The organism is Streptomyces sp. NPDC102278 (genome assembly GCF_044766345.1).
Classification (GTDB): domain Bacteria; phylum Actinomycetota; class Actinomycetes; order Streptomycetales; family Streptomycetaceae; genus Streptomyces.
In genome coordinates, this window is the sequence record NZ_JBIWLV010000002.1 from 390,977 (window position 1) to 403,258 (window position 12,282).

The 12,282-nt window shown below is 74.1% G+C and carries 9 protein-coding genes; 7 read left to right on the top strand and 2 right to left on the bottom strand.

Features of this window, described 5'->3' with window-relative positions; translation table 11 throughout:
* Nucleotides 1-55: 55 nt before the first annotated feature.
* The 3 genes from ACIRO3_RS06650 to ACIRO3_RS06660 all read left to right on the top strand — a co-directional run bounded on the left by ACIRO3_RS06650 (nt 56) and on the right by ACIRO3_RS06660 (nt 2,702).
* Nucleotides 56-610: a MepB family protein gene (locus ACIRO3_RS06650; protein WP_404133244.1), complete on the top strand. Its 555-nt coding sequence runs from the start codon at nt 56-58 to the stop codon at nt 608-610.
* Nucleotides 611-912: 302 nt separating this feature from the next.
* On the top strand, nt 913-1,425 hold the full coding sequence (locus ACIRO3_RS06655; RefSeq protein ID WP_366149201.1) for a hypothetical protein: 513 nt from the start codon (nt 913-915) through the stop codon (nt 1,423-1,425).
* Nucleotides 1,426-1,655: 230 nt separating this feature from the next.
* Nucleotides 1,656-2,702, top strand: a complete 1,047-nt coding sequence (locus ACIRO3_RS06660) for a LacI family DNA-binding transcriptional regulator (protein ID WP_404133247.1) — start codon at nt 1,656-1,658, stop codon at nt 2,700-2,702.
* 76 nt (nt 2,703-2,778) lie between these two features.
* On the opposite strand, the gene ACIRO3_RS06665 is transcribed toward ACIRO3_RS06660, so the two are convergent.
* Nucleotides 2,779-3,192, bottom strand: a complete 414-nt coding sequence (locus ACIRO3_RS06665; protein WP_267798256.1) for an organic hydroperoxide resistance protein — start codon at nt 3,190-3,192, stop codon at nt 2,779-2,781.
* Nucleotides 3,193-3,329: 137 nt separating this feature from the next.
* On the opposite strand from ACIRO3_RS06665, the gene ACIRO3_RS06670 reads away from it, so the two are divergent.
* A complete protein-coding gene (locus ACIRO3_RS06670) occupies nt 3,330-3,905 on the top strand; it encodes a MarR family winged helix-turn-helix transcriptional regulator (protein WP_404133250.1) in 576 nt (191 codons plus the stop codon).
* 49 nt (nt 3,906-3,954) lie between these two features.
* Here ACIRO3_RS06670 and ACIRO3_RS06675 read toward each other — a convergent pair whose 3' ends face one another.
* Nucleotides 3,955-4,404, bottom strand: coding sequence for a MarR family transcriptional regulator (locus tag ACIRO3_RS06675; RefSeq protein ID WP_361776185.1), 450 nt, complete (start codon nt 4,402-4,404; stop codon nt 3,955-3,957).
* Nucleotides 4,405-4,541: 137 nt separating this feature from the next.
* On the opposite strand from ACIRO3_RS06675, the gene ACIRO3_RS06680 reads away from it, so the two are divergent.
* The 3 genes from ACIRO3_RS06680 (at nt 4,542) to ACIRO3_RS06690 (ending at nt 12,171) form a co-directional block, all read left to right on the top strand.
* The gene (locus ACIRO3_RS06680) at nt 4,542-6,047 is read left to right on the top strand and encodes an MFS transporter (protein WP_365996583.1); all 1,506 of its coding nucleotides are present in this window, start codon (nt 4,542-4,544) and stop codon (nt 6,045-6,047) included.
* Between the two features lie 311 nt (nt 6,048-6,358).
* Nucleotides 6,359-7,216: a DUF4132 domain-containing protein gene (locus tag ACIRO3_RS06685; RefSeq protein ID WP_404133254.1), complete on the top strand. Its 858-nt coding sequence runs from the start codon at nt 6,359-6,361 to the stop codon at nt 7,214-7,216.
* Nucleotides 7,213-12,171, top strand: a complete 4,959-nt coding sequence (locus tag ACIRO3_RS06690) for a DNA-binding protein (RefSeq protein ID WP_404133257.1) — start codon at nt 7,213-7,215, stop codon at nt 12,169-12,171. Before ACIRO3_RS06685 ends, ACIRO3_RS06690 begins: the two co-directional genes overlap by 4 nt.
* Nucleotides 12,172-12,282 lie beyond the last annotated feature (111 nt).

Sequence of the window (12,282 nt, forward strand, 5' to 3'; positions counted from 1 at the left end):
GGGACGGGGCGGGGTCCGCGGGTCCGTTGTCACCGGCCGGTGCGAGGATCGGGGCATGACCGCGCACCACGCACCCCCCGCACACCCCTGGGACGACTCCCCCACGGGTTCGATACCCGACGGACTCATCGCGGCGAAGGCCCTGGTGTACGACCCCTGCGGTTTCGGTTGCCCGGCGCCCGTCGCCGAGGAGGAGAGCGCGGACTACGGGGCGTACGCACTGTCCGTGGACGGGCGCTCGGTCAGGTTCCGCGCGGCCAGGACGACACCGACCAAGGCGGGCCAGTTCGTCACGGTGTGGCAGCGCTCGCAGGAGGGCCCGATCCGGCCCTTCGACACGGGCGACGGGGTCGACCTGTTCGTCATCGACAGCCGGGACGGGGCCGACCACGGGCAGTTCGTGTTCCCGCGTGAGGTGCTCTGCGCGCGGGACGTCGTGTCCTGCGGCGGCGTCGGCGGGAAGCGGGGATTTCGCGTCTACCCGCCCTGGGCTGTGCCGACCGGCCGGCAGGCCGAACGTACCCGGGCCTGGCAGCTGGAGCACTTCCTGACGCTGCCCGGGGACGGGTCGGTGGACCTGGGACGGGCGCGGGCGCTCTACCGCGCCTGATGTGGTGCGGCGGGGCGCGCCGGGGTCCTGGACGACCAACCCCCGGGTCCCCGCCTCCCACCCGGGCGGACCGGTGGGTTCCCGCCGGCCGTCGCCCCGGTCGACACGGGGGGCCGGCGGCGGGACGATGGAGACATCTCGTGAGATCACCCGGGTCGGCTCCTGAGCGGTGTCGGCCGTGCGAGGGTGCGGGTCCGCCACCGGACCCCTCTCGAAGGGTCCGCTCGGCGGGCCCGCCTCTCCGGGCTCGGCGACACTCGGCTGCCGGGCCGCCCGTGATCTCCTCGACGAGAGGAGAAACGATGAATCGGCGTATGCGAATGGCCGTGGTCGCCCCGGTCGGGGTGTCCTTGCTGGCGTTGGGTTCGGCGGCCCTCGTGGCCGCCCCGGCGCAGGCGGCGGTGCCTTCCGCGAGCTGTTCCGTGACGGCCAACACCGTCAACGACGAGCGGGTGGACGTCAAGGGAAGCGGGTTCAAGCCGGCCGTCGACGTCCTCGTGCTGTCCAAGAGCGGCAACCAGCAGGTCCGGACCAGCGCGGACGGCACGTTCAAGCTGGTCGGCCAGAAGGCCGGCAGCTCGTTCTCCGTGCAGCAGGGGAACAAGGGCAGGACCCAGTGCGGCACCGTGAAGCAGGCCGAACAGAAGGACACCCAGGACCAGTTCCGCAAGGGCTTCCGTCAGGGCTTCGATGACACGAAGGAGCTCTGCAAGAAGCCGAACGCGAACAAGAACCTCCAGGCACTCGACCCGAACTTCGAGAAGGGCTTCAACGCGGGCGTCACGGCCGCGCTGAATTCGAACTTCTGCAAGTAGCGGCGACAGTCCACGCCCAGCGGAGTACGGGGGCCCCTTCGACCCCCGCGCCCTCCACCGCCGACCCGGGGCTCCGACCCCGACGGCCGACCCTCACCCTCATGCGACGCCGCCACGGCACCGCCCCGCACGACCTGAATTCGCCGGGAGCGCCCTCGCGCTCCCGGCGGTACGGGTTAGCCTGCTGCCCGGCGAGGCAACCGCCCGCGGTCACGCATGAGGGAGCGTCCGTGCCCGAACAGCATCGCGTTCCCGCCAACCGACCGACGCTGGAGGTCGTGGCCGCCCGGGCGGGGGTGTCCAGAGCCACCGCGTCGCGCGTCGTCAACGGCGGGGACGGCGTCCGCTCGCACCTGGTGGACCGGGTCCGCAAGGCCGTCCGGGAACTGGGCTACGTTCCCAACCCCGCGGCGCGCACCCTGGTCACCCGAAGGACCGGCGCGGTGGCCGTGATCATCGCCGAACCGGAGGTCCGCATCTTCTCCGACCCCTTCTTCTCCCGACAGGTTCGCGGGATAAGCAAGGAACTCACCGAACAGGACAACCAGTTGGTCCTGCTCCTGGTGGAGGATCGCGGGGACTACGACCGGATTGAGCGCTACCTCGCCGGCGGGCACGTCGACGGGGCGCTGGCCTTCTCGCTGCACACCGACGACCCGCTGCCCGAGATCACCCGCCGCATCGGCATGCCCACCGTCTACGGCGGACGGCCGGGCTGGACGGCCGGAGCCGGGGACCTCGGCGTCGTCTACGTCGATGCCGACAACCGCGGGGGCGCGCGGGAGGCCGTACGCCACCTGCTCACCCAGGGCCGGCGGCACATCGCGCACATCGCGGGCCCCCTCGACCAGACCTCGGCGGCCGACCGGCTCGACGGCTACCGGGACGTACTGCGCGACGCCGATCCCGCGCTGACCGCCGAAGGGGACTTCACCTCCGCGGGCGGAGCCCGCGCGATGCGTCAGCTGTTGGACCGCCGTCCGGCGCTCGACGCGGTGTTCGCGGCGAACGACCTGATGGCGACGGGGGCCCTCGCGGTACTGCGCGAACACGGCCGGTCGGTGCCCGGGGACGTGGCGCTCGTGGGCTTCGACGACACCGAGTCGGTGGCCGAGGCGGCCGACCCGCCGCTCACCACCGTGCGCCAGGACGTGGAGGGAATGGGCCGACTGATGGCCCGTCTGCTGCTGGACACCCTCCACCGGGCCGGGGTCGCGCCCGGACCCCCGCGGCCGGTGATCACCCCGACGGTCCTCGTACGTCGCGCCTCGGCCTGAGGGGGTCGCGCCTGCGGCGCCCCTCGGGAGGGGCGCCGGAAACGGTGGGGCGGCGCGTGTGGCGCCACCGGTCGGGCTATTCGACGACGAGCTCGACGGGGATGTTGCCGCGGGTGGCCTTGGAGTAGGGGCAGACCTGGTGGGCCTGCTCGACGAGCTGGGCGCCGGTCGCGCCGGCGAGGGACTCGGGGAGCTCGACGCGCAGGGTGACGGCGAGTGCGAAGCCGCCGTCGGTGTCCTTGCCGATGGAGGTCTCCGCGGTCACGGACACCTCGCTGGTGTCGACCTTGGCCTGGCGGCCGACGAGACCGAGCGCGCTGGCGAAGCAGGCGGCGTAGCCGGCGGCGAAGAGCTGCTCGGGGTTGGTGCCCTGGCCGTTGCCGCCGAGCGCCGGCGGCATGGCCAGCGCGAGGTCGATCTGACCGTCGGAGCTGACGGCGCGGCCCTCGCGGCCGTTGGCGGTGGCGACAGCGGTGTACAGCGCGTCCATCGGAGGTCCTCTCGGAAGGGGTGGATCGGTGCGGCCGTTGCCCGACCGCTCCACCAATAAAGCACAGATTCGAATTGTCTACAACTTGATTGCGCACAACTGAATCGCTGGCAAGGGTCCCGGGTACACTGGTCGACATGAGCGAGCAGCAGCCAGACACCCTCAGCGAGCCGGACTTCCTCCGCCTGGACGGGCAGATCTGCTTCGCGCTCAACGCCGCGAGCCGCGCGTTCGGCGGTCTGTACCGGGTGGTCCTGAAGGACCTCGGGCTGACCTATCCGCAGTACCTGGTGATGCTCGTCCTCTGGGAACACGGCACGACGCCCGTCAAGCAGCTCGGGGAACACCTGCGACTTGACTCCGGCACGCTGTCTCCGCTGCTCAAGCGCCTTGAGGCGGCCGGTCTGATCCGTCGCGAGCGGAGCACCGAGGACGAGCGGTCCGTGCACGCGGTCCTCACCGGGGAGGGCGCCGCGCTGCGCGCCCGGGCGGTGGCGGTGCCCCGCCGGATCGCCGCCGCCACCGGCTTCGAACTCGACGAGATCCGTGACCTCCAGGCGCGCCTGAGCCGACTGACCGAGGCCCTCGACGCGGCGGCCGCGAGCGAGACGATCGCCGGCGATCCGACCGTCGGCGGCGCGGACGCCGGGACGGGCGGCGCGAACACCGCGACCGGCGGGGCCACCGGGAACGCGGACGCCCCGGACGCGTGAGCACCCGGGGCCTCGGATCGGGCCCGGCCCGCCGGCCGGGCCCCTTCGATCAGGCGTCCTTCTCCAGGGTGGGCCGCAGCCGTTCCAGCAGGGCGTAGAGCGTCGCGCTCTCCGCCGCATCCAGCGCGTCCAGCGCGCCGTGCGTGGCCTGCATCTCCTCGCGCACGCGGCGGATGGTCTCGCGACCCGCGTCGGTCGCCACCACGTTCTTCACCCGGCGGTCCGCCGGGGACGGCTCGCGCCGCACCAGCTCCCGCGCCTCCAGCCGGTCCACGATCCCCGTGACGTTCGACGCGTCGCAGGCGAGCAGCGTGGCCAGCCCGCGCATCGGTACCGGCCCCTCCAACTGCGCCAGGACCTTGGCCTGCGTGGACGTGAGTCCGTGCCGGGCGGCGGCGGTCGCGAAGTCGCGCCATTGGGCGGTGCCGATGGCGGCCAGCAGTTCCAGCAGTCGCAGTTTGACGGGGCCCTGCGAGGCGGCCGAGGCGGTGGCGCTCATGGCACGAGCCTACGCCCAGAAGCTTCATATTATCAACCTTTTACTTGACCACCTTAACTATTGCTGTCTACCTTCATCCATGTACTTGAGGACATCAAACATCTGCGATCTGAAGCACTGAGAAGGTCCCGCCAACCATGAGCACCCCCGCATCCGCCCCCGCCGCCGCCGGGCCCCGGAACGAGACGGTCATCGTCTTCGCCCTCAGCCTCGCCGCCATGGTCGTGTCGATGATGCAGACCCTGCCCGTCCCGATCCTGGGTCTGATCCGCACCGACCTCGGCACCTCGACCGCCAACGTCAGCTGGGTCACCACCGCGACCCTGCTGTCCGCCGCCGTCTTCACCCCGCTGCTCGGCCGCTTCGGCGACCAGCACGGCAAGAAGCCCACGCTGGTGGCCGTCCTCGGCGTCATGGTCGCGGGATCGGTCATCGCCGCGCTCGCGACATCCCTGCCGCTGCTGATCCTCGGCCGGGTGCTCCAAGGCGCGGCCACCGCGATCTTCCCCCTCGCCCTGTCCGTCCTGCGCGAAGAGGTCCGCCCCCAGAAGCTGCCGGGCGCCATGGCCCTGGTCAGCGGCACGCTCGCGTTCGGCAGCGGTCTCGCGCTCGTCGCCACCGGCCTGCTGACCTCCGGTTCCGACGCCGACTACCGCAACGCCTTCTGGATGGCGACCGGCTTCGCGACCCTGGCCCTGCTGGCCGTGGTCTTCCTGGTCCCGGCCACCCGCCACAAGACCGGCGGCCGTACCGACTTCCTCGGCGCGCTGACCCTGGGCATCGCGCTCCTGCTGCTCCTGCTGCCCATCTCGCAGGGCCACGAGTGGGGTTGGGCCTCCGGCCGGACCCTGGGCAGCTTCGCCGGGGCCGCCGCCATGACGGCCGTGTGGGTCCTGGTGGAGCGCAAGGTGCGCGAACCCCTGGTGGACATGCGGATGTTCGTCCACCGCCCCGTGCTGATGGCCAACCTCGCGGGCATCCTCGTGGGCTTCGGCATGTTCGCGAACTTCCTGGGCGTCTCCTACCTGGTCCAGATGCCGAAGGCCCTGACCGGGTACGGCTTCGACGCGTCCATCCTGCGCGCCTCCGTCCAGTTCCTGCTCCCCGGCGCGATCGTCTCGCTCCTGGCCTCCCCCGTCGGCGGACAGTTGGTGCGCCACCGCGGGCCCCGCGTCGCCCTGGGCCTGGCCGCCGGGCTCGGCGCCGTCGGCTTCGGCTGGCTGGCGCTGGACCACGCGCACACCTTCTCGGTGATCGGCGCCGGTCTCGTCGTCGGCGCCGCCGTCAGCTTCGGGTACGCGGCCATGCCGGCCGTGATCATGTCCAGCGTCCCGCACCACCAGAGCGGCATCGCCAACGGCATCAACTCGATCTCCCGCTCCACCGGCAGTGCGATCGGCAGCGCCATCGTCACCACCATCCTGGCCTCGAAGACCATCGAGCACCTTCCCGCCGGTGTCCCCGCGCTGCCCGCCGAGTCCGGTTTCACCCTCACCTTCGGCATCGGCGCCGTGGCCTTCGCCCTGGTCGCGCTGATCAGTTGGCTCGGCCTGCGGTCGGGCCACGGCCCCCGCGTGGAGGAGCCGGTCGCCTCGAGCGAGGCGCGCTCGCCGAAGGTGGTCGAGACGGCCCACGCCGGCTGACCGCCCCTCTCCCGCTCGACCTTCACCGCCCCCGGTCCTTCGCGACCGGGGGCGGTTCTGCGTGCCGCCCGGCGGAGCGGCCGTCTTCCCGGACCGGCCGCCGGCCAGGACCGGCAGCCGGCTCGCCGCACCGGCGAATTCCGGCCAACTGTCTCGAATATCCGGGTGGGCCCGCTCACCGACCCGTCCTGGCCGCCACGTTGTCAGTGCGCCTCGCTAGTCTCCCGACATACCGCAGCTCACAGGGCGTTGGCGCCTTCTTTCGGGCTGCGCGGATTCTGACGGGACAGGCAGAGGGGCGGGCACGGCTGATGGCTTGGCTGGCGGCGGGTGAGGGCTACGAGATCGCCCTCGTGGAGGGGCGGGTCGTGGCCCGGGGGGTGACGGGGCGGCAGTTGAAGACGCTGCCCAAGGCGCTGCGCGACCACCCCGAGGTGGACCGGCTGCGCCGGCTCTCGGAGTGGCTGGATCGACACGTGGTCGCGTGCGTCGCCCAGGTGGACGCCTGGATGGTGTCCTCGCTGCCGGTGCCGACCGCGCTGCTGGCCCGGGTCTGGCCCGACGAGGCCTGGCAGGGCGCCCTGCGCGATCTGGCGATCGTCGCCGACGACGACCCCGACGAGGTGGGCTTCCTGCGCGACGCCACCGGGACGGGCGAGTTGAAGGTGGTCAACCTCGACGGCGAGACCGTACGGCTCTCCCCGCGCACGGTGACCCTGCCGCACCCGGTGCTGCTGCCCGACCTGGACGACGTACGGGACTTCGCCGCCGAACTCGGCATCACCCAGCAGGTCGAGCAGATCCACCGCGCGACCTGGCGCAAGCCTGCGGGGCTCGCCGCCAACGCGACCGAGGTGCGCGACTACGCGGGCGGGGTGTTCCCCTCCCGGTTCAGCCTCGCGGCACGGGCCACCGGTCTCGGCTACCGGGTCTCCGGCGGCTACGCCACCTGCAAGGTCCGCGACACGGGCGGCGCCGTGGAGGCCGCCGTGTGGATCGGCGAGCCGTACTGGGAGGACGAGTCGAGCACCGGCGGGCTGAACTGGCACGACGCGGACGGTCGGGCCGTGCGGCTCGACGAGGTCGGACCGGTGGCCTGGTCCGAGGGGATGCGGATGGCCGCGGCGCTGTACGCCGGGCGCAAGATCGAGGAGGGCGGGAACGCGTGAACACCGAGACCATCGACACCGACGGGGCCGGGGCACTGCTCGACGCGGGCGCCGTACTGCCCGCCGACACCACCGGGGCGGGCGAGGGGGCCGTCGAACTGACCGCGCGGGCGTACCGACACCCGGCCCTCGGCGACGACCGGGTCGTGATCCGGCTGGCCGCCGCCGAACTGGGCGCCGCGGAGGACCTCGCCGCCGGGTTCCTGGGGCTCGTGCCCGACGGGGACCCGGCCGTGGTGGGCCTCGGTCGGCGACAGGCGCTCGGGTTCCCGGAGTGGGTCCTGGTGCACCACCCCGAGGACGGGCACCACGCGCTGGCCGTCGTACCGGAACTGGACCGGGCCGCCCGCCAGGCGAAGACCAAGCCGAAGGCCGCCCTCGACGCCTGTCTGGAGCTGGCCGGCCGGCTCGCGGCCTCCGTTCCGCACTTCCTCCCGGTCTTCCACGAGCAGGCCGCGCGGATCTTCCTGGCCGTCGAGAACACCACGTACGCCGCGCAGTTGTTCGGCAAGGCCCGCGCGAGCGAGGCCGAGTTCGGACTGATCGTGGACGAGGACCGGCTGGACGCCGTCTTCCTCGAATTCGCCCTGGCCGGCGCCCTGCCGGTGAAGGTGCTGACCGGGTACGGCAAGGCACTGGCTCTCCGGGTCTCCCCCACCGAGGCCTTCGACCGGTTCCGTCGGCTGTGCGTGCGCCGCACCGCGGGCGGACTGCCGCCGTCGGCGCAGGTCGCCGTCGAACTGCGCCGGCTGGCCCGCGCCGCCGGGCTGACCGGCACCGAACCCGAGCAGGACTACCTCGCCGAGCTGCTGCCGCTGCCCGCCACCCTGCGGGCCGCCGTCGGCTGGTGGAAGGCCCACCGCGCGGCGTTGCTCGCCCTCGCCCGGCGGGTGCCCGCCGTACGCGGAACGCTGCTCGGCCTGACCCCGCCCGGCGGCGGCGACGCGGGCGCCATGGCCGCGACCTGGATGGAGTTGCTGACGGACTCGGGCGCCACCGCCGGACTGTCCTCGGCCGACGTCCCGGCCGAGGAGCGCTGCTCCGACGGCGCGTCCGGCTGGCTGGAGCGCTTCCAGACCGCCCGGTACAGCGGTTGGGGTACTCCGCCCGCACTGCCGGGCCTGCTCGAACTCGTCGAGCGGGCCGCGGACCGGCTGCGCGCGGAACTCGCCGCGCCGGAGCGCGAGACGGGCCTGCGCCTCGGCTTCGAGGACGTGGACCTCCTCGATCTGGTCCTGTCGCTGGACCTGCCGCTCGCCGACCCGGACCCCGAGGACAACCGGACGCTGGGACTCCAGGCCTGGGGCGAAAACCCGGCCCGGCGGGAACTGCGCGCCCTGTGCGCCGACCAGCGGATGCGCCCCGTGCTGTTCCGTTCGCTGAACGAGCTGGGGAGCCGGGCGACCGGCCGCGGCGCCGTCTGCGCGCTCGCCAAGTCCCCCGGCAGCAGCGGCCTGCTGGCCGAGTGGGTCCGCGAGGTGGCCGCCTCCTCCACGGCCGCCGCGCTGCCGGCGCTGCCCGCGGCGATCCGCTGGCTGACCTGGCTGCCCGCCGAGGCACTGGCCCTGGCTCCCGAGGACGTCGCGAGGGCGGCCGCCCTCGACGTGGGCGGGATCCTCGCGCGCACGCTGCGCGGCGGCCTGTTCGAGGAACTGACCTGGCCGGCCTGGGAGACGGCGGTGGCCGAGCTGCGGCCCGACGACAAGGGTCACCGGCACGGCCGCCCGCTCACCGTCATGGACGCCTGGCCCCACCTGATCGTGGCCAACTCCACGCAGGTCCGCGTCATCGACGCCGACTCGACGGTGCTCACCCACGATCTGCGGATCCCGCGCGGCGACCACTACCGCCACGGCTACCACTACGTGGACGGTGACCTGTTGGTGTTCTGGGTCTCGTACGGCGGCGCCGTGGAGGGCTACTGGCTGAGCGCCCCGAACGACGTCCTGACCCTCGACCACCCGGGGTCGTACTGGTCGATCCGCAACGAGCAGGTCACCCTGCCGCTGCCCGGCGGCGGCCGGTTCACCGGCCACGGCGTCCTGCACGCGGGCGACACCAGGCTTCCGACCGAACGCGCGGTCCTGTCCGACGGGACCTCGTACTGGGTGTGGGACTCGGGAAGCGAGCCCGGCGCGGCGGGATGGCACGAGTACGACCCCGCGAGCGCGTCCGTGGGACGGCGTTCGCAGCCCGCGTTCCTCGCCGACGCCCTGCGCGGGCACCCCGAGGGCAGCGGCCTGCCGCAGCACGCGGGGGTGAGTTGGCTCCGGCCGACGCCCACCGTGGAGGGCTCGGTGCTCGGCGCCCCCGTGGACGGCCTGCTCGGTTGGCGTGCCGTGCACCTTCCCGACCGAGGGTGGCACGGGTCCGACACCGGCGGCCGCTCCGTGACCGTGCCGGCCGGCGGCCGCGTGCCGCAGGCGGCGCTGAGCCTGCCCGGCGACGACCGGCCGCGCGTGCTGTCCAGCGACTGGCGCGTGCTGATCCTCAGCGACCACGAGGGGGTCGACACCTCCCGGGCCGCCTCCGACCACGACAACCCGGCCTACTCCACGTCCTGCGTGGACCTCCCGCCGCTCCCCTACTGGTACTGCCTGCGGGCCCGCGACGTCGAGGGCTCGGCCGCGCTGCGGACCGCCGACGCGGAGACCTGCGGTGCGCTGTTGAAGGCGGCCGGCGCGGTCGCCGACCGGGGCGAACTGCCCGCGCTGGTGAGCGCGGCCCTGCCCCGGATCACCTCGCCCGAGCTGATCGGGGGCGTCGTCGACAAGCTCCGGGACGCCCTGCGGCAGCGGGCGGCGCTCGACAGGGTGGCCGCCGCCCTGAACCCGGCCCCGGCGCGCGAGCCCGCGCCGCAGGTCGTACGGGGCCCGTCCGACAGGCTGGTGGCCGAGGCGCTGGATGGGCTCATCGCCGGCGGGCACCGCCGGTTCGGCGGCGACCACGACGCCGCGTACCGGTTCCTGCGGGAGCTGGCGTCCGTCGCCGCCGACACGGACGCGCCGGAGGTGCCCGGACGGCTGCACTTCGACGTGCCCGGCCTGACGCGTACGACGCTGCCCTGGACGGAGCTGTTCCTCGACGGAGCCGCCGCCGTCGCCTACCGCGCGGTGGTCACCGGTTCCACCGAGGCGCGGCGTGCGGCGTTGTGCGCGGTGCTCGACGAGGTGGTCGCCCTGGGCCTGGACTCCGCCGAGGCGTCCGCCGGCCGGTGGCGGCGCGTACGGGTCCACCTCGGCCGCACCCACACGACGCAGCCGGACGGCCGCGACCGCGGGAAGTGGCGTTCGGCCGTGTTGCCGCTCGGTGGCGGGGCGCTGCTCGCGATCACCGGCGAGCACGGGGATTCCTCCGACGAGGGCCGCGAGTTCACGGCCCTGCTGCACGACCCCGCGGGTCGGTTCGCGGTGCCGGAGCCCTACACCTCGCGCGGGAACGCCCCGCTCGGGGACCGGGGGCGCGGGGCCGGTTGGCTCGCCGCGTTCCTCGGCGCGGCGGCCGAGCACGGCGCGGCGCCGTGGTTCGCGGAGGCCGCCGAGGAGTTCGCCCGCCTGACCGGGGTCTGCGGGCCCGCGGCCCGGCTGGTGCTCGCCGGTCTCCCGGACATCGACACCTGGGACCGCAACTTCCTGCCGGCCGAACTCCGGGCGGCCATCGGGGTCAAGGCCACCGACTCGGCGTACGCCCGCGACGACCTGCGCACCCTCGACGTCGAGGTCCGGCGGGAGCTCGTGGCCGCGCTGCTGCCCGCCGAACCGGCGCGGCTGTGGAGCGAGGGGCCGGACGTGGCCGCCGCCGCGGCGGTGTGGAACCGGCGCGTGGGACGCCGTACGCCGGTACCGGACTGGCTGCTCGTGGAGGCGACCCGCGCCGTCGGCGACGGTACGGGCCACGGGAACCGGTGGTCGGTGCACGACGCGCTGCCCGCACTCCTGGACCCGACGGTGGCGCCGCAGCTGAACACCGATGTGGCGTGGGTGGTGCGGGAGAACCAGATCACCCCCCGCGAGCCCGCGACCTCCCCGTTCACCGCCCCGGTACTCACCCGGGCGATCGCCCTCACGGGGTGGCTGGCGCACCGGCTGCCGGCGGGGGACCCGGTCCGGGCCGTGCTGCCCGCCGCGCTCACGGCGGTACGCCGGCGGCTGGCGGGGCCGGAGTTGCTGCTCGGTCTGGGCGTCCACCACAGCCCGGAGGAGTTCCGCAAGGCGGCGGGCACGCCGACGGAGACGGGCGAGGGGTACGAGCGGTACGGCGCGGTGGTGCTGCCCGGCGCGGGCGGCCGGTGGTCGTGGCCGGCCCTGCGGCCGGCGCTGCTGGACTCCACCGGCGGCGACCCGTACCTGCCGGCGCTGCGCGGTCCCGGACAGCAGCCGTTCGCCGTCGAGACGGCGCTGCGCCTGGCGCACGACCCGGGCTTCGCGCGGCTCCTCGCCGATCCGGGGGCGCCCGTCGCGGGGTCGGTGGACAAGGACGGGACCTGGTGGCCGCAGGACGCGGGCCGTTCGGTACCGGACCTGGTGGCGCAGGCGAGCGACACGTACGGCTTGGGCCCGGACGCCGCCGTCCTCTACCTCGCCCTGCTCGCCATGCCGGATCCCACCGACCGCAACACGGCCCGCTGGACGGGCTGGAAGCCGGCCCGGATGAAGGCGGCCCGCGCGGAGCTGGGCGCCACCGACCTGGTGGTGACGGCGAGCCGCGGCCGTGCGGGGCGCTCCCTGTTCCTTCCGGGCGGGTGGGCGGACCTGTCCTCGCCGACGCTGCCGGTGGAACTGTGGAAGCTGCCCCTCTACGGAACGGCCGCCGGACGGAACGCGGTACTGGGCGTGCTCGTGCCGACCGATCCGGCCGCGGAGCTGTACCGGCGCGCGTGGGAGCGGGTCCGCGAGGGCGACGCACCGCGCTTCGAGGAACTGAAGGTGAAGCGCACGACGCGACGCCGGCGGTGACGCCCTCCTGAGCCGGTCCGGGCCGGGGCCCTTCGCCCCCGCCCGGACCGGCCCACCCCGGGCGTTTCCCGGCGGACCGGCCCGGGAGCCACCCACCCGGTCCGCCCCGAC

Excerpts from the sequence above, each read along its gene's own strand:
- ACIRO3_RS06650 (WP_404133244.1), top strand. The coding sequence starts at position 56 with ATGACCGCGCACCACGCACCCCCCGCACACCCCTGGGACGACTCCCCC.
- ACIRO3_RS06655 (WP_366149201.1), top strand. The coding sequence starts at position 913 with ATGAATCGGCGTATGCGAATGGCCGTGGTCGCCCCGGTCGGGGTGTCC.
- ACIRO3_RS06665 (WP_267798256.1), bottom strand. The coding sequence starts at position 3,192 with ATGGACGCGCTGTACACCGCTGTCGCCACCGCCAACGGCCGCGAGGGC.
- ACIRO3_RS06670 (WP_404133250.1), top strand. The coding sequence starts at position 3,330 with ATGAGCGAGCAGCAGCCAGACACCCTCAGCGAGCCGGACTTCCTCCGC.
- ACIRO3_RS06675 (WP_361776185.1), bottom strand. The coding sequence starts at position 4,404 with ATGAGCGCCACCGCCTCGGCCGCCTCGCAGGGCCCCGTCAAACTGCGA.
- ACIRO3_RS06680 (WP_365996583.1), top strand. The coding sequence starts at position 4,542 with ATGAGCACCCCCGCATCCGCCCCCGCCGCCGCCGGGCCCCGGAACGAG.
- ACIRO3_RS06685 (WP_404133254.1), top strand. The coding sequence starts at position 6,359 with ATGGCTTGGCTGGCGGCGGGTGAGGGCTACGAGATCGCCCTCGTGGAG.